The 24182-nt window shown below is 60.1% G+C and carries 21 protein-coding genes; 7 read left to right on the top strand and 14 right to left on the bottom strand.

Annotated features, from left to right (window positions below; genetic code table 11):
- Positions 1-17: 17 nt before the first annotated feature.
- The gene (gene tpiA / locus BS626_RS15395) at positions 18-785 is read right to left on the bottom strand and encodes a triose-phosphate isomerase (protein WP_075183273.1); all 768 of its coding nucleotides are present in this window, start codon (positions 783-785) and stop codon (positions 18-20) included.
- A 123-nt stretch (positions 786-908) separates the two neighbouring features.
- Complete coding sequence (locus tag BS626_RS15390) at positions 909-1484, bottom strand: DUF1454 family protein (RefSeq protein WP_075183272.1); 576 nt, start codon at positions 1482-1484, stop codon at positions 909-911.
- A gap of 99 nt (positions 1485-1583) precedes the next feature.
- Between BS626_RS15390 and BS626_RS15385 the strand changes: the two genes are divergently transcribed.
- Positions 1584-2024, top strand: coding sequence for a DUF805 domain-containing protein (locus tag BS626_RS15385; protein WP_075183271.1), 441 nt, complete (start codon positions 1584-1586; stop codon positions 2022-2024).
- Here BS626_RS15385 and fpr read toward each other — a convergent pair.
- Entirely contained in the window at positions 2015-2761 is a 747-nt protein-coding gene (fpr, locus tag BS626_RS15380) for a ferredoxin--NADP(+) reductase (RefSeq protein ID WP_075183270.1), read from the bottom strand. The two genes, BS626_RS15385 and fpr, sit on opposite strands and share 10 nt — an antisense overlap.
- A gap of 300 nt (positions 2762-3061) precedes the next feature.
- On the opposite strand from fpr, the gene emrD reads away from it, so the two are divergent.
- The gene (gene emrD, locus BS626_RS15375; RefSeq protein WP_075183378.1) at positions 3062-4246 is read left to right on the top strand and encodes a multidrug efflux MFS transporter EmrD; all 1185 of its coding nucleotides are present in this window, start codon (positions 3062-3064) and stop codon (positions 4244-4246) included.
- Here the strand turns inward: emrD and glpX are convergent, their stop codons facing one another.
- From glpX to BS626_RS15360, 3 genes are all read right to left on the bottom strand, one after another.
- Positions 4247-5257, bottom strand: coding sequence for a class II fructose-bisphosphatase (gene glpX / locus BS626_RS15370; protein ID WP_075183269.1), 1011 nt, complete (start codon positions 5255-5257; stop codon positions 4247-4249).
- Positions 5258-5355: 98 nt separating this feature from the next.
- On the bottom strand, positions 5356-6870 hold the full coding sequence (gene glpK / locus BS626_RS15365; RefSeq protein WP_170870477.1) for a glycerol kinase GlpK: 1515 nt from the start codon (positions 6868-6870) through the stop codon (positions 5356-5358).
- A 33-nt stretch (positions 6871-6903) separates the two neighbouring features.
- Entirely contained in the window at positions 6904-7764 is an 861-nt protein-coding gene (locus tag BS626_RS15360; protein WP_075183268.1) for an MIP/aquaporin family protein, read from the bottom strand.
- Positions 7765-8189: 425 nt separating this feature from the next.
- On the opposite strand from BS626_RS15360, the gene zapB reads away from it, so the two are divergent.
- Positions 8190-8429: a septal ring assembly protein ZapB gene (gene zapB, locus BS626_RS15355; RefSeq protein WP_075183267.1), complete on the top strand. Its 240-nt coding sequence runs from the start codon at positions 8190-8192 to the stop codon at positions 8427-8429.
- 42 nt (positions 8430-8471) lie between these two features.
- On the opposite strand, the gene rraA is transcribed toward zapB, so the two are convergent.
- From rraA to priA, 6 genes are all read right to left on the bottom strand, one after another.
- Positions 8472-8957, bottom strand: a complete 486-nt coding sequence (gene rraA, locus BS626_RS15350) for a ribonuclease E activity regulator RraA (protein ID WP_075183266.1) — start codon at positions 8955-8957, stop codon at positions 8472-8474.
- Between the two features lie 140 nt (positions 8958-9097).
- Entirely contained in the window at positions 9098-10432 is a 1335-nt protein-coding gene (gene hslU / locus BS626_RS15345) for an HslU--HslV peptidase ATPase subunit (RefSeq protein ID WP_075183265.1), read from the bottom strand.
- Positions 10433-10442: 10 nt separating this feature from the next.
- Positions 10443-10973 (bottom strand): ATP-dependent protease subunit HslV, encoded by a 531-nt coding sequence (gene hslV / locus BS626_RS15340; RefSeq protein WP_075183264.1) that lies wholly within the window; start codon positions 10971-10973, stop codon positions 10443-10445.
- 91 nt (positions 10974-11064) lie between these two features.
- The gene (ftsN, locus tag BS626_RS15335) at positions 11065-12075 is read right to left on the bottom strand and encodes a cell division protein FtsN (protein WP_075183263.1); all 1011 of its coding nucleotides are present in this window, start codon (positions 12073-12075) and stop codon (positions 11065-11067) included.
- 137 nt (positions 12076-12212) lie between these two features.
- On the bottom strand, positions 12213-13256 hold the full coding sequence (gene cytR / locus BS626_RS15330; RefSeq protein WP_075183262.1) for a DNA-binding transcriptional regulator CytR: 1044 nt from the start codon (positions 13254-13256) through the stop codon (positions 12213-12215).
- Between the two features lie 151 nt (positions 13257-13407).
- On the bottom strand, positions 13408-15603 hold the full coding sequence (priA, locus tag BS626_RS15325; protein ID WP_075183261.1) for a primosomal protein N': 2196 nt from the start codon (positions 15601-15603) through the stop codon (positions 13408-13410).
- 214 nt (positions 15604-15817) lie between these two features.
- Here priA and rpmE point away from each other — a divergent pair, with 214 nt between their 5' ends.
- Positions 15818-16030: a 50S ribosomal protein L31 gene (gene rpmE / locus BS626_RS15320; RefSeq protein WP_075183260.1), complete on the top strand. Its 213-nt coding sequence runs from the start codon at positions 15818-15820 to the stop codon at positions 16028-16030.
- 90 nt (positions 16031-16120) lie between these two features.
- On the opposite strand, the gene metJ is transcribed toward rpmE, so the two are convergent.
- Entirely contained in the window at positions 16121-16438 is a 318-nt protein-coding gene (gene metJ, locus BS626_RS15315) for a met regulon transcriptional regulator MetJ (protein ID WP_075183259.1), read from the bottom strand.
- A 271-nt stretch (positions 16439-16709) separates the two neighbouring features.
- On the opposite strand from metJ, the gene metB reads away from it, so the two are divergent.
- From metB to metF, 3 genes are all read left to right on the top strand, one after another.
- Positions 16710-17870: a cystathionine gamma-synthase gene (gene metB, locus BS626_RS15310; RefSeq protein ID WP_075183258.1), complete on the top strand. Its 1161-nt coding sequence runs from the start codon at positions 16710-16712 to the stop codon at positions 17868-17870.
- 3 nt (positions 17871-17873) lie between these two features.
- Complete coding sequence (locus BS626_RS15305; protein WP_075183257.1) at positions 17874-20306, top strand: bifunctional aspartate kinase/homoserine dehydrogenase II; 2433 nt, start codon at positions 17874-17876, stop codon at positions 20304-20306.
- Positions 20307-20559: 253 nt separating this feature from the next.
- Entirely contained in the window at positions 20560-21462 is a 903-nt protein-coding gene (gene metF / locus BS626_RS15300; RefSeq protein ID WP_075183256.1) for a methylenetetrahydrofolate reductase, read from the top strand.
- 49 nt (positions 21463-21511) lie between these two features.
- Here metF and ppc read toward each other — a convergent pair whose 3' ends face one another.
- On the bottom strand, positions 21512-24163 hold the full coding sequence (gene ppc / locus BS626_RS15295; RefSeq protein WP_075183255.1) for a phosphoenolpyruvate carboxylase: 2652 nt from the start codon (positions 24161-24163) through the stop codon (positions 21512-21514).
- Positions 24164-24182 lie beyond the last annotated feature (19 nt).

The raw sequence follows: 24182 nt of genomic DNA, 5'->3' as shown, positions 1-24182 counted from the left end.
CATTCCGCCTCACGGACTTAGCCCTGTTTGGCTGCGGCTGCCGCCTTAACAATCACGGCAAAGGCGTCGGCCTTCAGGGAGGCCCCGCCAACCAGCGCGCCGTCGATATCCGGCTGGGCAAACAGCTCAGCGGCGTTTTTATCATTGACCGAACCGCCGTACTGGATGATCACCTGCGCGGCGACCTGCGCATCCTGCTTCGCAATGTGATCGCGGATGAACTTGTGTACGGCCTGAGCCTGGGCCGGCGTGGCGGATTTGCCGGTTCCAATTGCCCAGACGGGCTCGTAGGCGATCACCACGCCGTTGAACGCCGCGGCGCCCTGGGTGTTGAGGACCGCGTCGATTTGACGGGCGCAGACGGCTTCGGTTTCGCCCGCTTCGTTTTCTGCTTCGGTCTCACCGATGCACAGGACCGGTACCAAGCCCGCCTGCTTCAGTACGGCAAACTTCTGCGCAATCAGCGCATCGCTCTCGTGGTGATAAGTGCGGCGTTCAGAGTGGCCGATGATGATGTATTGCGCGCCCACGTCTTTCAGCATCTCCGCAGAGACTTCCCCGGTGAAGGCACCGGACAGGTTAACGTCCACGTTTTGCGCACCCAGCGCAATTGGGCTGTTGGCCAGCGCCTCACGGGCCTGTTCGAGGTACATTACCGGCGGGGCGATGGCGACACCACAGCCGTCAACGCCCTGCAGCGCGCCGTTCAGGCCGCTAATCAAATCGCTGACCATCTGCTTGTTACCGTTGAGTTTCCAGTTACCCATAACTAAGGGATGACGCATCATATCCTCCACGTAAAACGGGATGTTAAAGTGCGCTGCCGTGGCAGCGATGTCTGCGGAACAGTATAACCCTGTCAGTATGCAAGTTGCACCTGCAGCGCCGCCGCGGATCGGGCCTGGCAATCACTCCGGGCCGAGCGCCAGCTTAATCGGCTCCAGCGCAAATGTGATGCCCTTGTCGCCGTTATCCGCGACTACGTAGCGCAGCGCTCCCTCGGTTTGACTGTAGTAGCGCTGGCCCTTACCCCGCGCCAACAGCGTGGCGATGCGCTGCTGCGCCTGCTCCGCCGTCAGCATCGGCGCAAAGGTTTCCAGCAGCGCAGCCATGTAGGCGAGGGCGGTCTCCCGTGCCGGTTTAGCCCCGTCTCCCGGAACGGGTAGCCAGGTCACTTGCAGCGAACGAATTTTGCCGCTGCCGTGTTCCAGCGCGGTTGAGGAATACAGATTGTCGTTAATTTTGCTGGCCGCCCGGGTCAGATTTTCGCCGGGGCGCGTGCCGCTGATCGCGCGATACTCCGCGATCGGCAGGGTCGGATGCGCCGCATTATATTTTTCGCGAAACTGGCTGATGGTCAGATCAAAGCTCGGCGCGGTGGCCAGTAAATAGGGCGCAGGCGGTAGCGAAACGGCGCGATCGGCCGCCGCCAGGCCGCTGATCAGTATCAGCAGCGCGATTCCCGTGCACAGCGCTGTCTTCATTTTATCCGCCCTTACCCGTAAACTCAGCTTCTGATTAGAACGGTTTTTACCCGTCAAAGTCAAAAGCCGCAGTGCGGCCGCGACCTTCAGGAAATGGTGATGACAATACAACAATGGTGTTTTTCCTGGCGCGGCCGCCTGACGCGCCGCGACTTCTGGCTGTGGCTTGCCGTCTGGTGGCTGCTGATGCTGATACTGTTTACCCTTGCCGGGCAGGGGTGGCTGGAGACCCGGTTCACCGCGTTCTGCGTAGTGGCGCTGCTGTGGCCCACCGCCGCGGTGATGGTCAAGCGTCTGCATGACCGCAATAAAAAAGGCGGCTGGGCCCTGCTGCTGGTGCTGGCGTTTATCCTCGCCTCTGGCAACTGGCACGGCGTGCTACCGCCGCTGTGGGGCTGGGCGATTGGCCGTTTTATGCCGATCCTGATAATGGTGATGCTGGTGCTGGATTTGGGCGTGTTTGCCGGCACACCCGGAGAGAATCGCTTCGGCCCGGAGGCTCGCCCGCTCCGCTTTTGGCGCGTGACGTCTCACCAGTAGTGTTCGCTGCTGATGTGGCCCGGCTTGCGCCGCAGGTGCTTACGCATTTCCCGACTCTCTTTTAACTGTTGCTGCGTCTCGCGGACCATCTCAGGATTGCCGCACAGCATGACGTGACTGCTGGTGGCGTCCAGCGGTAACCCCACTGCCGCCTCCAGCTCACCGCTGGCGATCAGCGCCGGGATACGCCCGTGGAGCGCGGCGGCATCGTCTTCGCGGCTGACGACGGTCTGCACGCGCAGCTTGCCCCCGTAGCGTGCCACCAGCGCCTGCATCAGCGGCAGATAGCTGAGATCGCGGGCGTAGCGCACCGCATGTACCAGCACGATATGCTGAAAGCGTTCCAGGTCGCGCCCCGCCTGCAGGATCGACAAATAGGGGCCGATGGCCGTACCGGTGGCCAGCATCCACAGCGTCTGGCAGTCCGGCACTTCGTCCAGCACAAAAAAGCCGGAAGCCTCCTCGGTGATCATCACGCTGTCGCCCGGGCGCAGCGCGCGCAGCCGCGGGCTGAGTTTGCCCTCCGGCACTTCTACCAGATAGAACGCCAGATCGCCGTCGTCGGGCGCGTTGACGTATGAGTAGGCGCGCTGCACGCGTTCGCCGTCGATTTCCAGTCCTAGCTTGGCAAACTGCCCGGCGCTGAAAGGGGCGACGGGGGCATTGACCGTCAGGCTGAACAGGCCGTCCGTCCAGTTTTCCACCGATTTCACCGTTGCATTAATCCACCGGGCCATGAGCGCCTCCTTATAGTGTGACTGCGTATCTGCTAAAGCAAAGTGTCGCCACTGTTGGCCGCTTTTGCCAGCGCTGGGGCGCGTGAACGCTCTCACCGTTAAATCCGGCGCATGGCGGGTTAACTTTGTAACGTCAGTTTTACAGCGCTGGCGGTAAAGCCTGACAGATCGCGGCAAAGTAAAAGCGGTCAGTGACTCGCCTTGTTAGCCATTCCTGATATTTTTCTCCGCAACTCCTTAACCTGTTCCGTATTGCGCTACTTAATGATGTGTTTACGGGGAATTATGCTGTGGTGAATGATGAAACGGATTGAGAATACTCCGCTGTTAATGATGCTGATGGCGCTGGTGGCGGTGGGACAGATGGCTCAAACGGTCTATGTGCCGGCGATGGCGGAAATGGCCGAGGCGTTTCAGGTGCAGGACGGTGCGATGCAGCGGGTGATGGCGGCGTACCTGATGACCTACGGCGGATCGCAGCTGCTGTATGGGCCACTTTCCGACGCCTATGGCCGCCGTCCGCTGATTCTGGCCGGGATGGGGATTTTTATTCTGGGCGCGGTGATGGCGCTGTGGGCGCCATCGCTACCGGTTCTGGTGCTGGCTACCGCGGTGCAGGGGCTGGGGACCGGAGTGGCGGGGGTGATGGCGCGCACGCTACCGCGCGATCTGTATGCCGGCGGCGCGTTGCGCCAGGCGAACAGCCTGCTAAATATGGGCATCCTGGTCAGCCCGCTGCTGGCGCCGGTGATCGGTGCGCTGCTTACCCGGCAGTTTGGCTGGCAGGCCTGCTTTGTCTTTTTATTGCTGCTGTGCGTACTGGTCACCGCGGCGATGGCGCGCTGGCTGCCGGAAACCCGTCCGCAGCCGGCGGTTGCGGTGTCGCTGCTGAATCGCTATCGACCGCTACTGGCCGATGGCCATTTTATGCGCTATCTGGTGATGCTGGTGGGCGCGCTGGGCGGTATTGCGGTATTTGAGGCCTGCTGCGGCGTGCTAATGGGCGGCGTGCTGGGGCTTGACAGCCTGACCGTCAGCCTGCTGTTTATACTGCCCATCCCGGCGGCGTTTCTCGGCGCCTGGGTGGCCGGCCGGGAAGGTAAATCTTTTACCCAGCAGATGTGGCTGGCGGTCAACAGCTGCCTGCTGGCCGGGCTGTTAATGTGGCTTCCTGCCTGGTTCGGCGTGATGACGCTGTGGACGCTGATTGTGCCGGCCGCGCTATTTTTCTTCGGTGCCGGTATGCTGTTTCCGCTGGCCACCAGCGGGGCGATGGAGCCGTGGCCGTGGATGGCCGGTACCGCCGGTGCGCTGGTCGGGGGATTGCAGAATCTGGGATCCGGCGCGGTGGCGTGGCTGTCGGCGCTGATGCCGCAGCACGGCCAGTTTAGTCTCGGCCTGCTGATGTCAGCGATGGCGCTGCTGATTTTCTGTTGCTGGTGGCCGCTATCGCGGCCACCGCAGGAGAATCTGCACGGCGTCTGATCACCGAATCCAGGGATGCAGATCCGGATCTTTGCGATCGAGAGTGTGAATCGATTGAATGCGTCGTACGGTGCGTGAGGTTCCGCGGATCAGCAGCGTTTCGCTGGTGGCGAGATTGCCCTGACGGGTGATGCCTTTCAGCAGGTCGCCGCTGGTAATGCCGGTGGCGGCGAATACCACGTTGTCGCTGCGCGCCATGTCCTGCAGCCTCAGCGCGTGGTTTGCCGCGATGCCCATGTCAGCGCAGCGGCGCAGCTCCTCCTCGCCGTGGCGACGGTTATCGGGCGTGTCGCCTTTCACCTGGTGGCGCGCCAGCAGACGGCCCTGCATATCGCCCTCCAGCGCGCGGATTGCCGCGGCGGAGATGACCCCTTCCGGTGCGCCGCCGATGCCATAGAGGACGTCGACTTCGCTGTCCGGCATACAGGTAAGGATTGAGGCGGCCACATCACCGTCGGGAATGGCAAACACCCTTACGCCAAGCTGCTGCATCGCGGCAATGGTCGCATCGTGGCGCGGTTTGGCCAGTAGGGTGACCGTCAGGGCGCTGAGCGGCTTGTTGAGTGCCTCGGCGATGTTGCGCAGGTTGGTGTCCAGCGGCAGGCTTATGTCGATGGCCCCCCGGGCGCCGGGGCCGACGATCAGTTTTTCCATGTACATGTCCGGGGCGTGCAGAAAGGCACCGCGATCCCCCACCGCCATTACCGCCAGCGCGTTAGCCTGGCCCATCGCCGTCATTCGCGTGCCTTCGATCGGGTCGACGGCAATGTCTACCGGATCGCCCTCGCCGCTACCGACGCGCTCGCCTATCCAGAGCATCGGCGCTTCGTCGATCTCTCCTTCGCCGATCACGATGCGCCCGTCGATAGCGATCTTGTTGAGCATAATACGCATGGCGTTGACGGCCGCACCGTCGGCCTGGTTTTTATCGCCGCGTCCCAGCCACTGATATCCCGCCAGCGCGGCGGCCTCGGTGACGCGGGAAAATTCGATGGCCAGCTCTCGTTTCATGGAACACTCCGTCAGGGGGCAGACAAAAGAAGAGGGGAGTGTAGCAGGATTGCCGTGGGGGGATAAGCGGCCCGCAACGGGGTTGCGGGCCGGAGGAGTTACTCGTCGTCCTGCGCTTCCCAGCGCTGGGCGCGCGCGACGGCTTTTTGCCAGCCGGCGTAGCGGACGTTGCATTCGGTGGTCTCAATTCCCGGACGAAACTCGCGTTCAATGATCGATTTGGCACGAACCTCATCGAGGTCCTGCCAGAAACCGACGGCCAGACCGGCCAGATAGGCGGCACCCAGCGCGGTGACTTCACGCACTTCCGGACGTTCGACGCGTACGCCGAGAATGTCGGACTGGAACTGCATCAGGAAGTTATTGGCAACCGCACCGCCATCAACGCGCAGCGATTGCAGGCGGGTGTTGGCATCGTTCTGCATCGCTTCCAGCACATCCCGGGTTTGGTAGGCAACCGACTCGAGGGTCGCGCGAATGATGTGATTCGCGTTGGCGCCGCGGGTCAGGCCAAAGATCGCGCCGCGCGCATAGGGATCCCAGTAGGGCGCGCCCAGCCCGGTGAAGGCCGGTACCATATATACCCCGTTGGTGTCTTTGACTTTCGTCGCGAAGTATTCGGAATCGGCCGCATCGCTGATCAACTTCATTTCGTCGCGCAACCACTGAATCGAAGCGCCGCCGATAAATACCGCCCCTTCCAGCGCATAGTTGACCTCGCCGCGCGGACCGCAGGCGATGGTGGTGAGCAGGCCGTGCGTCGAGCTGACCGCTTCTTTGCCGGTGTTCATCAGCATAAAGCAGCCGGTACCGTAGGTATTTTTGGCCATGCCCGGCTGGACGCAGAGCTGACCGTAAAGCGCGGCCTGCTGATCGCCGGCAATACCGGCGATCGGAATACGCGTGCCGCCTTTACCCCCAATATTGGTCTGGCCATAGACTTCTGAAGAGGATTTTACCGCCGGCAGCATTTCGCGCGGAATATCGAGGATCTCCAGCATGCGCTGATCCCACTCCAGTGAGTGGATGTTAAACAGCATGGTTCGCGAGGCGTTAGTATAATCGGTGATGTGTACCCGCCCCTGGGTCATTTTCCATACCAACCAGGAGTCGACGGTGCCGAACAGCAGTTCGCCGCGCTTCGCCCGCTCGCGGGAACCTTCGACGTGGTCAAGGATCCACTTCACTTTGGTACCGGAGAAGTAAGGGTTAATCACCAGCCCGGTAGTGTGCTGAATGTACTCCTCCAGCCCCTCTTTTTTCAGTTTTGCACAGTAATCTGCGGTGCGGGGATCCTGCCAGACAATCGCGTTGTAAATCGGTTTGCCGGTCTCTTTGTCCCAGACGATAGTGGTTTCACGTTGGTTAGTGATGCCAATAGCGGCAATTTCATCAGAGCGGATGTCGGCGTGCGCCAGGACTTCGACCAGCGTGGAGCTTTGTGAAGCCCAGATATCCATCGGATCGTGCTCGACCCAGCCTGCTTTGGGATAAATTTGGGTAAATTCGCGCTGGGAGACCGCGACGATGTTCGCATCGTGGTCGAGGATCACCGCACGGGAACTGGTTGTGCCCTGATCGAGTGCGACAATGTATTTTTTTTCAGTGCTCATAATCAATTCCTGAAAGAGAGAAGGACAGCGGCCTTACGCGGCACGGTCGGTAGGCGTCGTGATCGCTTTTTCCCCGGCTTTGGGGGCGTCAGTGACGCAAACATCGCATGGCAGATGGCGGCCAATCAAGCTGCGATAGCCCCAGGCACCGAGGCTGGCGCCGATCAGTGGGCCAAAAATCGGTACAAGAAAGTAAGGGATGTCGCGGGCGCCGGTAAAGGCGACGGTGCCCCAGCCGGCCAGCCAGGCAAAGACCTTCGGTCCGAAGTCACGCGCCGGGTTCAGCGCAAAGCCGGTCAGCGGGCCCATGGAGGCGCCGATCACGGCAATCAGCAGGCCAATCAGCAGCGGGGCCAGCGGGCCACGGGGAATCCCATTACCATCATCGGTTAATGCCATGATTAATGCCATTAGCACGGCGGTGATCACCGTCTCAACCAGCAACGCCTGCATGACGCTAATATGCGGATTGGGGTAGGTGGAGAAGATGCCGGCCAGATCGAGGCTGGCGACACTGCCGCGTACCATCTGGTGAGACTGCTCGTAATCAAAAAACAGGTTGTAGTACAGCCCGTAGACCAGCGCTGCCGCGCTGAATGCGCCCAGCACCTGCGCCACGATGTAGGGCAGGACTTTTCGCTTGTCGAAGCAGGCAAAGATCCACAGGGCGATGGTGACCGCCGGATTGAGATGCGCGCCGGAGATAGCCGCGCTCATGTAGATGGCCATGGAGACGCCGAGTCCCCAGATAATGCTGATTTCCCACTGGCCAAAGCTGGCACCGGCCAGCTTCAATGCGGCTACGCAGCCGGCGCCAAAGAAAATGATCAGTCCGGTGCCGAGAAATTCGGCAATGCACTGACCTTTAAGTGTGCTGATTGCTGTCTGACTCATATGATGTTCCTACGGCGAGAGTAAAAGAGTGTTCTTTGCGCTTCATCCCTGAGCCTGCCCATTTAATTTTTGTGGGGCAGATGTGAATTTATCGTTAACGAACATAAACGAGAAATAGCGAAATCAAAACTTGTGGCCTGAGTCATAAAATTGCGCGTTTTCGCGTCTACTTCGCCGGCCGAGCGACATTTTTTGCGCGATTACGCTGAGTCTGGGGAGGCCGGCTGCCGACACCGTCGCGGTGCGGCGATGGATGGCGCCGACCAGGAGTCCGACTGAAAAGTGTTACAGACTGCGCCGGAACGGCCCGGCTCGCTGGACAGCCGTCACGACGCTACATACAATCGGAAACATTGGATGTCCGGTGCGCTCTGCGTTACGCTGGCCGGCATCATCAGCGCCTGGCGAATTAGGAGAAGAGTTACATGTCATTTGAAGTTTTTGAAAAACTGGAAGGTAAAGTACAGCAGGCGATTGATACTATCACCCTGCTGCAAATGGAAATCGAAGAGCTGAAAGAGCAGAATAACGCGCTGTCTCAGGAAGTGCAGAATGCCCAAGGCAACCACGAATCGCTGATTCGTGAAAATCAACAGCTGAAAGAAGAGCAGCACGTATGGCAGGAGCGCCTGCGCGCGCTGCTGGGGCGCATGGAAGAGGTGTGATCCCTTCGCGTCAATCGAAAGGGTGCCAGCGGCACCCTTTTTTTATTCAATATCCAGCGCGTCTTCTGACAAGATAATGCCGGTATTGTCCGCGTAAAGGTGATCGCCGGAGAAGAAGGTGACGCCGCCAAAGTTGACGCGGATATCGCTCTCGCCAATGCCCTCGCCGGTCGCGCCGGCCGGGATCGCGGCGATCGCCTGGATGCCGATGTCCAGCTCTTCCAACTCGTCTACCTGACGAACCGAGCCGTAGATTACCAGCCCTTCCCATTCGTTTTGCACCGCAAGGCGCGCCAGTGATGCGTCTACCAGCGCCCGACGCACCGAGCCACCGCCGTCAACCAGCAGCACCCGGCCGCGGCCGTTCTCTTCCAGCAGGTCGTACAACAGGCCATTGTCTTCGAAACATTTCACCGTGATGATCTGCCCGCCGAAGGAGCTGCGGCCACCGAAGTTGGAAAAGAGCGGTTCCACCACGTTTACCTCTTCGAGGTAAATGTCGCACAGTTCAGATGTATCGTATTTCATAAGCGTGTCGTCTGTTGGCCACGGGAGCCTGCAGTATATCGCTTTCCGACGACTGTTGGCAAAAGCATCAGTGGCGAATAAGCACGCGGGATCAGGACGTTGAACCGGGAAGGCGGGGGAATCCCCGCCTGAAGAGGAAATTACAGGATAAAGCGGCTGAGATCTTCATCGGCAACCAGCGCATCAAGATGCTTGCTGACGTAGTCGCCGTCGATGGTGATGCTTTCGCCGTTGCGGTCGCTGGCGTCGAAAGAGATGTCTTCCATCAGACGCTCCAGCACCGTATGCAGGCGCCGCGCCCCGATATTTTCGGTGCTCTCATTAACCTGCCAGGCGGCCTCGGCAATGCGGCGGATCCCGTCATCAGTGAAGTCGATATTCACTCCTTCGGTGGCCATCAGCGCTTTGTACTGCACGGTAACGGAGGCATTTGGCTCGGTCAGAATGCGCTCAAAGTCATGGGTAGTCAGCGCCTGCAGTTCGACGCGGATCGGCAGACGGCCCTGCAGCTCTGGGATCAGATCGGACGGACTGGCAACCTGGAACGCGCCGGAGGCAATAAACAGAATGTGGTCGGTCTTCACCATGCCGTGTTTGGTTGAGACGGTACAGCCTTCAACCAGCGGCAGCAGGTCACGCTGAACCCCTTCACGCGAGACGTCCGGGCCGGAGCTCTGACCGCCGCGCTTACAGATTTTATCGATTTCATCGACAAACACGATTCCGTGCTGTTCTACCGCGTCGATGGCTTCCTGCTTCAGCTCTTCCGGATTGACCAGCTTGGCGGCTTCCTCTTCGATCAGCAGCTTCATGGCGTCTTTGATCTTCAGCTTGCGCGGTTTTTGCTTCTGGCCACCCAGATTCTGGAACATGGACTGCAGCTGGCTGGTCATCTCTTCCATGCCGGGAGGCGCCATAATCTCCACGCCGTTAGGCGCGGCGGCGAGGTTGATTTCGATCTCTTTGTCATCCAGCTGGCCTTCACGCAGCTTTTTGCGGAAGGACTGGCGCGCGGCGGAGGGCTCAGCCGCCGCTTCTGCCTGACCCCAGTTGTTTTTAGCTGGCGGGATCAACACGTCGAGAATGCGCTCTTCGGCCATCTCTTCCGCGCGGTAACGATTTTTGTCGATCGCCTGCATGCGCACCATTTTAATCGCCGAATCGGTCAGGTCGCGAATGATGGAATCCACTTCTTTGCCAACGTAGCCGACTTCGGTGAATTTGGTGGCTTCGACTTTGATGAACGGCGCATTGGCCAGCTTGGCCAGACGGCGGGCGATTTCGGTTTTACCGACGCCGGTAGGGCCAATCATCAGGATGTTTTTGGGCGTCACTTCGTGGCGCAGCTCTTCATCAAGCTGCATGCGGCGCCAGCGGTTACGCAGGGCGATGGCGACGGCTTTTTTCGCGCTGTCCTGACCGATGATAAAGCGGTTCAGTTCGCTGACGATTTCGCGTGGAGTCATTTCAGACATAGGGAATTCCTTACGCTTTGGTGTCCAGGGCTTCGATGGTGAGATTGTGGTTGGTATAAATACAGATATCGCCAGCGATATTCAGTGATTTTTCCACGATCTCCCGTGCGCCTAATTCGGTATTTTCCAGCATGGCGCGGGCAGCGGCCTGGGCGTACGGGCCGCCGGAGCCGATAGCGATCAGGTCGTTTTCCGGTTGTACGACGTCGCCGTTACCGGTGATGATCAGCGATGCGGTCTCGTCGGCTACCGCCAGCAGGGCTTCCAGCTTGCGCAGCATGCGGTCGGTGCGCCAGTCTTTCGCCAGCTCAACGGCGGCTTTGGTCAAATGACCCTGGTGCATCTCCAGCTTGCGCTCAAACAGCTCAAACAGTGTGAAGGCATCGGCGGTGCCGCCCGCGAATCCGGCAATGACTTTGTCATGGTAGAGACGGCGCACTTTCTTCACGTTGCCTTTCATGACGGTGTTGCCGAGGGTAGCCTGGCCATCGCCGCCAATCACTACCTGGCCGTTGCGTCGTACACTCACTATTGTTGTCACGGGCAGACCCCTTTATTGCAGTTCGATTAACCGCCCCGCGTTACTCACGCGGGGGTGAATGCAAACTGATATGGGGCAGATTTAGCGGGTTTCAACCCCCGGCGGCGACAAGAATGCAGCCGCCGTGGCCGGCGCCGCGCAGACGGGAAAGCGTGCTGTCAGCAGCGCTGCGGCCGTTTAACGGGCCAATGACTACCCGATTCCAACCGCCGCCGTTGGTGATGCGGCTTTCAAATCCTTCGAAGGCCAGCGCGGCACGCACCGATTCGGCCTGGTCCGTGCCTTTAAACGATCCGCACTGTACTATCCAGCGCTGTCCGTTTTTGTCGGCCTTCGGTGGGCTGGTGCTCTCCTGCTCGGGCACGCGGCTGACCGGCGCGGCGGCCGTTGTTTGCTGCTGCTGACGGCGCTGCGCAGCGGCCTGCTGCTGTTCCTGCTGCTGGCGGCGCTGTTCGGCGGCCAGCTGTTGTTCCTGCTGCTGGCGGCGCCGCTGTTCGGCGGCCAGCTGCTGTTCCTGCTGCTGGCGACGCTGTTCGGCGGCCTGCAGCTGCTGACGACGCTGTTGCTCCTGCTGTTGCACGCGCTGAGGATCCGGCTGCTGCATCCGCGCCTGCTGCTCAAGCTGCGATTGACGCTGTAGCGTTTGCTGGCGCTGGGCCGGTGTCTGCTCATTCCACGGCACTTCATTCAGCTGCGTCGGACTTTGGCGCATGTCGGCCTGCATCTGCTCCAGCAACTGGCGCTGTTCATCGGTGAGCTGCGTTTTGCCGCTGATTTCGCCCCCGGCGGAGGGTTCCGTTGGCGTGAACACGCCGGGCTGACGGTTTTCCAGCTCCTTGATGTAGCGCCAGCGCTCTTCCGGCTTTGGCGGAAGGCCATTGCCGGTCACTTTGTGATTCGGCAGAATGGGGGCTTCCTCTTTTTTATGGTGTGCGATGAACCACAGTCCACCGATAAACGTCACCAGGACGGCCACCGCCAGCCCTACCATCACTTTCGATACGCCCCCACCGCTGCTGCGCTGCTTTCCGCGGCCGCCGCTGCTTTTTTTGCGACGCGTCCCTGTCGAACGCCCGCGGCTTACATAATCTTTTTGTGCCACTCTCGTTCCGCTAAATAATCAAAGAGAAGAAGTAGGACTGTCCTTGCTGCGCGCTGATTGCCCGTTATGTTACTGAAGGGGCTACGCGTTGACCAGCAGGCAGGCCCGTAAGATTAGACTGAAATACGGCCGGATGCTCAGCGCGGTCGACTGCCGCTCGCCGGCGCTGCGGTACTGCCGCGTAATTTTATCTCGAAATCGAGCAGCCGCGAGCCGTTATTGACGTTTTTTCCCTGGAGCTGCTCCAGCAACAGTAGCATAGCTTCGCGGCCAATCGCGAAACGCGGCTGTGCAATGGTGGTCAGCGGCGGATCGCTGTAGTGTGAGAGCTCAATATCATCGAAGCCAATCAGCGAGAGATCCTGCGGTATCCGCAGTCCGCGCTGCTTCGCCTGCTTCATCGCGCCCAGCGCCAGCAGATCGCTGTGGCAAAAGATCGCCTGCGGCGGTTGCGGCAGTGACATCAGCTGCTCCAGCGCCCGGGCGCCGGATTCCACGCTAAAATCGCCGCGGACGATCAGGGTTGGATCGACGGCGATGCCGCTGCGCCGCAGGGCCTGAATGTAGCCCTGCAGACGATAATGACACAGCGGCATATGATCGGGGCCGGCGATACAGGCAATCCGCCGATGCCCCAGCTGCTGCAGGTGCGCGACCGCCTCAAACGCGGCGGTCAGGTTATCTATATGGACGGTAGGCAGTCCCAGCTCCGGGGCAAACTCATTGGCCATGACCATTGGCGGCAGCGTGCGCGGTTCATCCTGCTGGGTGTCAAACGGTAAGTCGGAACCCAACAGCACCATACCGTCGATTTGCCGGGTAATCATCAGATTTAAAAATGATTTCTCTTGCTGATTCTGATGCGCGCAGTCGCCAAGCAGCACCAGATAGCCCTCCGCGGCGGCGGTGACTTCGATGCCGCGAATGATTTCGCTGAAGAAGGGGTCACAGATGTCCGGCACGATCACCAGCAGCAGCCTCGAATCACTGCGCCGCGCGGTGCGGGTGGCACCGTGAGCGGTATAGCCGGTGTCAATCACCGCTTGCTCGACCTTCAGCCGGGTCGAGGGCGATACTTTTTCAGGATGCGTCAGCGCGCGGGAAACGGTGGCGGTAGAGACGCCAGCGCGCTCAGCCACATCTTTCATGGTCGCGGCGGTTGACTCGTGATTCTGCTCCAACACTTCTTCTCCATGTCGGTCCTCGCTGACCTGACAGCGTGATGACGATTTTGATGGTGACATTCATATCAGAAGCCCGCGCAAGCGGTTACTTAATTTGCATAAAAACTGTGACTTAAGCGACTTTTTTCGATCCTGCTCGCAGATGTGCTCAGTTTTCCGTCGGGTCGACGTCCAGGGTCCATTTTACCTTACGCGCCTGCGGCAGGGTCTGGATCAGCGGATAGCTGGCTTTCATCAGCCGCTGCAGCCGCGCTCGTGAAGGATGCTGCAGCAGCAGCTGCCAGCGGAAGCGTCCGCTGCGCTTGGCCTGTAGCGCCGGCACCGGGCCCATCAGCCACAGTTGTTCGTCGGCGAGCGGGCTGGCCGAGAGGAGCGTGCGCAGCTGATGCAGGAACTGTGCCGCCTGCTGGTTATCGTGATCTTCCGCCCGGAACAAGATATGACTGGTAAACGGCGGGAGTAGTACCTGGCGCCGTTCGTTCAGCGCGTCAGCGGCAAAGGCATTGTAGCCTTTCTGCAGCAGCGTGAGCAGAAGCGGATGCTCCGGATGGTGAGTTTGCAGCAACACCTCACCCTGCTTGCCGGCGCGGCCGGCGCGGCCGGCCACCTGGGTATAGAGCTGAGCGAAACGTTCGGCAGAGCGGAAGTCGGCCGAGAACAGCGCGCCGTCAACGTCAAGTAGTGAGACCAGCGTAACGTCGGGAAAGTGGTGCCCCTTCGCCAGCATTTGCGTCCCGACCAGAATGCGTGCGCCACCGCGGTGCACTTCCGCCAGCTGCGCTTCCAGCGCGCCTTTCCGACTGGTGGTATCGCGATCGATGCGCGACAGCGGTACGCCGGGAAACAGCTCACCCAGCCGCTCTTCCAACTGCTCGGTACCGACGCCAACCGGCACCAGATGGGTCGAGCCACACTGGGGACACTGATGCGGAATCGGTCGCTGGCTGTCGCAGTGGTGACAGCGCAGCTGCCGCGATTGTTGATGCAGGGTGTAGTAGCGATCGCAGCGCTGACATTCGGCTATCCAGCCGCATTCGTGACACAGCAGCGTGGGTGAATATCCGCGACGGTTCAGAAATAGCAGCACCTGATTATCGGCCGCCAGGTGTTGGCGCATCGCGGCAACCAGCGCCGGAGAGAGTCCGCCCTGCAGCACCGCGCCCTTTAAATCGATCAGTCGCTGGGTTGCCTGGCGGGCGTTTCCCGCCCGTTTGCTCAGGATCAGCTGCCGGTATTTACCGCTTTGTACATTGTGCAGCGTCTCCAGCGCGGGCGTGGCCGATCCCATGACAATAGGGATCGCCTCTTCCCGGGCGCGAAAAATGGCCAGGTCGCGGGCGTGATAGCGCCAGCCTTCCTGCTGCTTATAGGAGCTGTCATGTTCTTCATCAATGATTACCACGCCCAGGCGGGCGAATGGCGTAAACAGCGCTGAGCGGGTGCCGATGACGATGGCCGTCTCCCCGCGGCGGGCGCGCAGCCAGACGGCCAGGCGCTCACTGTCATTCAGCGCCGAATGCAGTACGTCAACCGGGGCGGCAAAGCGCTCGCGAAAGCGGGCGATAGTTTGCGGCGTCAGGCCAATTTCTGGCACCATCACCAGCGCCTGCCGACCGGCGGCCAGCACGTTTTCCAGTACGCTGAGATAGACCTCCGTTTTACCGGAACCGGTGATCCCCGCCAGTAGCCAGGCGGCAAAGCGATCGTCTTCGCTGCGGATCGCCCCCACGGCGGTGGCCTGTTCGGTATTCAGGCGCAGGCGTTCGCCCTGAATGGCAAAGCCGGTGCGCCAGTCAACAGGTGCGCGCGGGCGCGCCTGCAGATCGCACAGCCCTTTGGCCCGCAGCGCCTGCAGCGCCGCCTCGGTAAAGGATTCTCCGCCGATCTGATGACGATACAGCGGTTGCTGCTGCAGCATGGCCAATGCCTGCTGCTGTTTGGGGGCGCGCTTGAGGGTGTCCGGCGGGGCCGCGAGGCCGGTTTCGCTGGCGACCCACTGCCAAAGCGGTGCTTCTTCCGCCGGTTTGCCCTGACGCAGCAGCACCGGCAGGGCGTGAAACAGCACCTCGCCCAGCGGATGATGATAATAGTCCGCCGCCCACAGCAGGATCCGCCACAGTGAGGGCGGGTAGAGTGAGTCACTATCGATGACGGCGCTAACCGCTTTTAACTGCGCCGGATCGACCTCGCTGGTGACGTTATCCGCGACGACGATGCCGGTTGCCTGCCGTTTACCAAAGGGAACGGTGACGCGGCCGCCCACCACCGCGCGCAGCGGCGCCGGCAGCAGGTAATCAAAGCAGCGCATCAGAGGGACAGCGAGGGCAATCCGTACTACGGTCATGGATATATCCATCAGTGGGACAGGCCACACAGTGTACACGGTGGCAAGGTAAATGTGCGGTTCGGATTGCGGCACGCGGTGATTTTCTGTATGATTCGCCGCCTTTGATGCGTATTTTTACCGTCAAAGTTCCCTGAAATATTAACTTCGTGTGGTACCGGTGCAGGGTTATCTCTGGCACGGGAGAGCGACACGGCCTTTACCGAGGTGTGCCATGAAAAAAGATATCCATCCTAAGTATGCTGAAATTACTGCAAAATGTTCTTGCGGTAACGAAATCAAAACCCGCTCTACCGTGGGTCGCGACCTGAACCTGGACGTGTGTGCTAAATGCCACCCGTTCTACACTGGTAAGCAGCGTGATGTTGCCACCGGTGGCCGTGTTGACCGCTTCAACAAGCGCTTCAGCATCCCAGGCAGCAAGTAAGTACTGCTGTGCGGTTATTCTGCCGCAGAGAAAGAAAAACCCAGCCGCGGCTGGGTTTTTTTGTGTCTGCTGTCCGCCAGAGGCGCAGGCTCAGTATTCCCAGGTATCGGGATCCACTCCCAGTTGGCGCATGATTTTCTTCGCCTCTTCCGGGATCTCATCGCTGCGCTCCTTGCGTAAATCGACATCATCCGGCAGCGGCTGGCCGGTAAAGGCATGCAAAAACGCTTCGCACAGCAGCTCACTGTTGGTGGCGTGACGCAGGTTATTTACCTGACGACGCGTGCGCTCATCTGTCAAAATTTTCAATACTTTCAGCGGAATAGATACCGTGATCTTCTTGACCTGTTCGCTCTTTTTGCCGTGCTCAGCGTACGGGCTGATATATTCGCCGTTCCATTCAGCCATGGGTTACCTTGTCATTATTGATAGTAGAAATGCCGGAAATCGGCTGATTATGCCCGATTTTGACACTGCTGACTAACAGGAGCCAGCATAGTCTGCTTAATCTTCCCGAGAAGACCCGCGAATGGTCAGGCTATTTCTGCTTATAGTAGCGGCATTTTGGTTAATGCTCAATCTATACGCAAAGACATTTAGATGTCCAGATGTATTGACGTCCACTAGGGGAGGGTTTAGGCTAGCGCTCTGCGACTAATCAGCTGAAACAGGGATCCCCATGACGCGTAAACAGGCGACCATCGCCGTCCGTAGCGGCCTGAACGATGACGAACAGTATGGCTGTGTTGTGCCGCCCATTCACCTCTCCAGCACCTACAATTTTACCGATTTCAACACGCCGCGTGCGCACGACTATTCGCGCCGCGGTAATCCAACGCGCGATGTGGTGCAGCGCGCGCTGGCGGAGCTGGAGGGGGGGGCCGGCGCGGTGATGACCAATACCGGCATGTCGGCGATCCATCTGGTGACCACCGTCTATCTTAAACCGGGCGATCTACTGATCGCCCCCCATGACTGCTACGGTGGCAGTTACCGACTGTTTGACAGCCTGGCGAAACGCGGGGCGTATCGGGTGAAGTTTATCGATCAGGGTGATAGCGCGGCGCTGGCGTCGGCGCTGGCGGAAAAACCGGCGCTGGTGCTGGTGGAGAGCCCGAGTAATCCGCTGCTGCGCGTGGTGGACGTGGACGGCATTTGCCAGGCGGCGCGCGAGGCCGGGGCGATCAGCGTGGTCGATAACACCTTTTTAAGCCCGGCGTTGCAAAATCCGCTGGCGCTGGGTGCGGATCTGGTGATCCACTCGTGCACCAAGTATCTGAACGGACACTCCGACGTCGTCGCGGGCGCGGTGATTGCGAAAGATCCCGAGCGCGCCATTGAACTGGCGTGGTGGGCGAATAATATTGGCGTCACCGGCAGCGCGTTTGATAGCTATCTGCTGCTGCGCGGCATGCGCACCCTGGCACCGCGTATGGCGGCAGCCCAGCGTAATGCGCTGGCGATTGTAGATTATCTTCGTCAGCAACCGCTGGTGAAAAAGTTGTATCATCCCTCCCTGCCGGAGAACGCCGGCCACGAATTTGCGGTGCGTCAGCAAAAAGGGTTTGGCGCCATGCTAAGTTTTGAACTGGACGGTGACGAGACGCGACTGCGCCGCTTCCTGAAGGCGCTGCAGCTGTTCACGCTGGCAGAGTCGCTGGGGGGGGTGGAGAGCCTGATCTCCCATACGGCGACCATGACCCACGCGGGGATGTCAGCAGAAGCACGCGCGGCGGCCGGCATTTCCGATACGCTGCTGCGCGTGTCGGTGGGCATTGAAGACCACGACGATTTAATCGCTGACCTGGAACAGGCCTTCCAGGTCGCCGCCGAGGGGTAAACCATGGCTATATCCTCCGTCGCCGGGACAGAAGGGCGACAGTTGCACAAATTTGGCGGTAGCAGCCTGGCCGATGCCCGCTGCTACCAGCGCGTGGCCGGCATCATGGCAGAGTACAGCCACCCCGGCGATTTGATGGTGGTGTCCGCCGCCGGCAGTACCACTAACCAATTGATTAAATGGTTGAATCTGGCGCAGAGCGATCGGCTGTCGGCGCATCAGGTGCAGCAGGCGCTGCGGCGTTACCATAGCGAGCTGATTGCCGGACTGCTGCCGGAGGAGCCGGCGGCGCTCCTGACCACGGCGTTTATCCGCGATCTGGAGCGGCTGGCGGGGCTGCTGGACGGTCCGATGAGCGATGCGACATACGCTGAAGTGGTGGGGCACGGGGAAATCTGGTCGGCAAGACTGATGGCCGCGGTGCTCAATCAGCGTGACATCACCGCTGACTGGCTGGACGCCCGTGATTTTTTACGCGCCGAACGTGCCGCACAGCCGCAGGTGGATGAAGGTAAGTCATTTAATTTACTACAGCAGATAATCGCACAGCATCCGCATAAGCGGCTGGTGGTGACCGGTTTTATTTGCCGTAATGACGCTGGAGAAACCGTGCTGCTGGGACGCAACGGTTCCGATTATTCTGCGACGCAAATTGGCGCCCTGGCGGGGGCGTCGCGCGTGACCATCTGGAGCGACGTAGCCGGGGTGTACAGTGCCGATCCGCGCAAGGTCAGCGATGCTTGCCTGCTGCCGCTGCTGCGGCTGGATGAAGCCAGCGAACTGGCGCGTTTGGCGGCACCGGTACTGCATACCCGTACCCTACAGCCGGTTTCCGGCAGCGATATCGATTTGCAGCTGCGCTGCAGCTATCAGCCGGAGCAGGGCTCCACGCGCATCGAGCGCGTGCTGGCATCCGGCACCGGTGCCCGCATTGTGACCAGCCACGACGACGTCTGCCTGATTGAATTTCAGGTGCCGCCTCAGCATGACTTTGCTGTGCTGCAGAAAGACATCGATCACCTGCTGACGCGCGCGCAGCTGCGTCCGCTGGCAACCGGCGTGCATCCCGATCGCAATCTGCTCCAGCTGTGTTACACCGCGGAAGTGGTCAGCAGCGCGCTGAGCCTGCTCCAGGACGCCGGATTGCCGGGCCATATTCAGCTGCGCGACGGTCTGGCGCTGGTGGCAATGGTGGGCGCCGGCGTCACCCGTAATCCGCTGCACAGCCACCGCTTCTGGCAGCAGCTTAACGATCAGCCGGTCGAGTTTATCTGGCAGTCGGAGAACGGCATTAGTCTGGTGGCGGTACTGCGCGTCGGGCCAACGGAGCACCTGATTCAGGGGCTGCACCAGTCGCTATTTCGCGCGGAGAAGCGCATTGGCCTGATGCTGTTTGGCAAAGGCAATATCGGATCGCGCTGGCTGGAGCTGTTTGCTCGTGAGCAGGAGAACCTGTCGGCCCGCACCGGCTTTGAGTTCGTGCTGGCCGGAGTGGCGGACAGCCACCGCAGTCTGCTGAGCTATGATGGCCTGAACGCCAGCCGGGCGCTGGCGTTTTTCCAGGATGAAGCTGAAGTGCGTGATGAAGAGTCGCTGTTTTTATGGATGCGCGCGCACCCCTTTGATGACCTGGTGGTGCTGGATGTTACCGCCAGCGAATCGCTGGCCGATCAGTATCTGGATTTCGCCAGTCACGGTTTTCACGTGATTAGCGCAAATAAAGTGGCCGGCGCTGCCAGCGGCGATCGCTGGCGGCAAATCCGTGATGCGTTTGCTAAAACCGGTCGTCACTGGCTGTATAACGCGACCGTCGGCGCCGGGTTGCCGATCAATCACACCGTGCGGGACCTACGCGACAGCGGTGATGCCATTCTGGCCATTAGCGGTATCTTCTCCGGCACGCTGTCGTGGCTGTTTTTGCAATTTGATGGCACGGTGCCATTTACCGAGCTGGTTGATCAAGCCTGGCAGCAGGGACTGACCGAACCGGATCCGCGGGTGGATCTCTCCGGCCTGGACGTGATGCGCAAGCTGGTGATCCTCGCCCGCGAAGCGGGCTATCCGATTGAGCCGGAGCAGGTGCGCGTCGAGTCGCTGGTGCCGGCCGGCAGCGAAGCGGAGTCGGTGGACCACTTCTTTGAGCACGGCGAAGCGCTGAATGAGCAGATGCTGTCGCGTTTTGAGGCGGCGCAGGAGTTAGGGATGGTGCTGCGCTACGTGGCGCGCTTTGATGCTAACGGCAAAGCGCGCGTTGGCGTGGAGGCGGTACGTCCGGACCATCCGCTGGCGGCGCTGCTGCCGTGTGACAACGTGTTTGCTATTGAAAGCCGCTGGTATCGCGATAATCCGCTGGTGATTCGCGGTCCGGGGGCGGGGCGCGATGTCACCGCCGGGGCCATTCAGTCCGATATTAACCGGCTGGCGCAGCTGCTGTAACGGCACGCCGCGGCGCGGCCCGGGGGAGTCACCTGGCCGCGCCGCACACTCTCCGGGTGCCGTCTGCACCGATCCTCCCACGGTGTTTTCGATGCTGAATTTTTTTCATCTGGCATGAACAGATGTCATGTTGGCGATCCCTTTTTTTTGTTGACGCTGCGGCGAAATCAGGTCATTTTGAGCATCTGGACGTCTAAACGTATAGAAGTTCATTTTCACGATACTGACTGAACGACGGATGAGGTAACGCGCCATGAGTTTTTTTCACGCCAACCAGCGCGATGCGCTGAACCAGAGTCTGGCAGAGCTGAACGGGCAAATTAATGTTTCCTTTGAATTTTTTCCGCCCCGAACCAGTGAAATGGAAGAAACCCTGTGGCACTCCATCGATCGGCTAAGCAGCCTGAAACCCACGTTTGTTTCGGTGACCTACGGTGCGAATTCGGGAGAGCGCGACCGCACCCACTCGATAATCAAAGGGATTAAAGATCGTACGGGACTGGAGGCGGCACCGCACCTGACCTGCGTCGATGCGACCCGCGATGAACTGCGCGCCATTGCGCAGGACTACTGGCATAACGGTATCCGGCATATTGTCGCACTGCGCGGTGATTTGCCGCCCGGGAGCGGCAGGCCGGAGATGTATGCAGCGGATTTGGTCGCTTTGTTGAAAGAGGTTGGCGACTTTGATATTTCCGTGGCGGCCTATCCGGAAGTCCATCCGGAAGCGCGCAGCGCGCAGGCGGATTTGATTAACCTGAAGCGTAAAATCGATGCCGGGGCCAGTCGCGCCATTACCCAGTTTTTTTTCGACGTTGAGAGCTATCTGCGCTTTCGTGACCGCTGCGTAACCGCAGGTATTGATGTTGAAATCGTGCCGGGGATCCTGCCGGTGTCCAATTTTAAGCAGCTACAGCGCTTCGCCACCCTGACTAACGTTCGCGTACCGCACTGGATGACGCAAATGTTTGCCGGTCTGGATGACGATGCGGAAACGCGGAAGCTGGTCGGTGCCAGCGTGGCGATGGATATGGTGAAAATCCTCAGTCGCGAGGGCGTGAAGGACTTCCATTTTTATACGCTGAACCGCGCGGAAATGAGCTATGCAATTTGCCACACGCTGGGCGTGCGTCCGGCGGCGAGCGTACTGGCCTGATCGGTACGCTATCCAGACAGGGAGCCTGACGGCTCCCTTTTTTTATGACCTAGCCGGTGTTGCGCATCCCGGCGGCGACGCCGGCGATGGTGACCATGAGCGCCTGTTCAACACAGGGATCCGGCGCCTCACCGCGCACTTCCTGCTGCCGGGAGCGGTGAAGCAGCTCGGCCTGCAGTACGTTGAGCGGGTCGGTATAGACGTTGCGCAGGGCTATGGATTCGGCAATCCACGGCTGATCCGCCATCAGGTGGGCATCATTGGCGATGGTCAGCACCGTGGTGATATCGGCCTCCAGCTGTTCGCGGAGCTCTTTGCCCAACGACCAGAGCGACTTGTCCACCAGACGCTGATCGTAATACTCTGCCAGCCACAAATCGGCTTTGGAGTAGACCATTTCCAGCATCCCCAGGCGGGTTGAGAAGAACGGCCAGTCGCGGCACATGGCTTCCAGCTGTGCCTGATGCCCCTGTTCCATCGCTTTCTGCAGCGCGGCGCCGGCGCCCAGCCAGGCCGGCAGCATCAGGCGGTTCTGCGTCCAGGCAAAAATCCACGGGATGGCGCGCAGCGATTCGACGCCACCGGTCGGTCGGCGTTTAGCCGGACGGGAGCCCAGCGGCAGCTTGCCCAGCTCCAGCTCTGGCGTAGCCGAGCGGAAGTAGGGTACGAAGTCCTTATTTTCCCGCACGTAGCCGCGGTACATATCGCAGGAGACCCGCGACAGATCGTCCATAATCGCGTGCCACTCCTGTTTTGGCTCCGGCGGCGGCAGCAGGTTGGCCTCCAGTATGGCGCCGGTATACAGCGACAGGCTGGTGAGGGTAATTTCCGGCAAACCGTATTTAAAGCGGATCATCTCGCCCTGTTCCGTTACCCGCAGTCCGCCCTTCAGGCTGCCCGGCGGCTGTGAGAGCAGCGCCGCGTGGGCCGGGGCACCGCCGCGTCCAATACTGCCGCCGCGACCGTGGAACAGCGTCAGCGCAATGCCGGCTTTTTCGCAGGTTTTGATCAGCGCGTCCTGAGCCTGATATTGCGCCCAGCTGGCGGCCATCACGCCGGCATCTTTCGCCGAATCGGAGTAGCCAATCATCACCATCTGCTTGCCGTTAATAAAGCCGCGATACCAGTCGATATTCAGCAGCTGGGTCATCACCGCATTGGCGTTATTCAGATCGTCAAGGGTTTCAAACAGCGGCGCAACCGGCATCGCGTAGGTGATACCCGCCTCTTTCAGCAGCAAGTGGACCGCCAGCACGTCGGAGGGGGTTTTGGCCATGGAAATGACGTAGGCCGCAATCGAACCCTGCGGGACTTCTGCCGCTACGCGACAGGTGTCGAGCACTTCACGGGTATCGTCACTCGGCTCCCACTGGCGCGGCAGCAGGGGCCGCTTGGAGTTCAGCTCGCGGATCAGAAACGCCTGTTTGTCGGCTTCCGACCAGCTTTCATAGTCGCCAAGGCCCAGGTAGCGGGTGATTTCGGCAATCGCTTCGGTATGGCGGGTACTTTCCTGGCGCAGATCGATACGCACCAGCGGCACGCCAAAGCATTTGACCCGACGCAGGGTGTCGAGCAGTTGACCGTTGGCAATGATGCCCATGCCGCAGGCCTGTAGTGACTGGTAACAGGCCCACAGCGGATCCCACAGCTGGTCATTGGTGATGAGCAGGTCAGACGGCCGCGGCAGAAGTTCCCCTTTGAGCCGGCGCTCCAGATAGGACTGGGTGCTCATTAGCTGGCTGCGCAGGCGCTTCATGATCTCGCGATAGGGCTCCAGCGCGTCCGGATCGCCGCACAGCGCGCGGACTTCGTCATTGCACTCGGACATCGACAGTTCTGAAATCAGTACTGCGATATCTTTCAGGAACAGATCGGTGGCCTTCCAGCGGCTCAGCTGCAGCACATGGCGGGTGATCGGTGCGGTGACGTTGGGGTTGCCGTCGCGGTCACCGCCCATCCACGAGGTGAATTTGACTGGCACAAAGTCTACCGGCAGCCTGTAGCCAAAGGCTGCTTCCACCTGCTCGTTCAGCTCGCGCAGGAAGCGCGGTACGCCTTCCCACAGGCTGTTCTCCACTACCGCAAAGCCCCATTTGGCCTCATCGACCGGCGTTGGACGATATTTACGGATCTCATCGGTGTGCCAGGCCTGGGCCACCAGCTGGCGCAGGCGGCGCATAATCTGGTTGCGATCGTAATCGGAGAGATCGTTATGGTCGAGCTGCTTCAGGCAGGTGTTCACTTCGATCAGCTTATGGATCAGCGTGCGGCGGGTGATTTCGGTCGGATGCGCGGTCAGGACCAGTTCCAGCGACAGTGACTCGATCGCCTCGCGGATGTGGGCCTCGGTCAGATCGGGCTGCTGCTTCAGGCGCGCGAAGGTGTGGGTGAGCAAGGCTTGATGATGAGCGCCCTCGCCGTTGGCGGAGATGGTGTGAAACTGCTCAGCGACGTTGGTCAGATTGAGAAACTGGCTAAAGGCGCGGGCCACCGGCAGCAGTTCATCATTCGACAGCGTCTGCAGCGTATTCAGCAGCGCCTGGCGATCGGCGTCATTTCCCGCGCGGGACGACTTGGAGAGTTTACGGATGGTTTCCACCCGGTCGAGAATATGCTCACCCAGTGCTTCCTTGATCGTATCCCCGAGCAGTTTGCCGAGCATACTGACGTTACTTCGCATTGCGGAATATTGTTCGTTCATAGGACCCCTGACACCCTTC

The sequence above is a fragment of the Pantoea sp. 1.19 genome, from assembly GCF_001922585.1.
GTDB lineage: Bacteria > Pseudomonadota > Gammaproteobacteria > Enterobacterales > Enterobacteriaceae > 1-19.
Note: the sequence above shows the minus strand (reverse complement) of the source record. Positions and strands in the feature narration are given on the sequence as shown.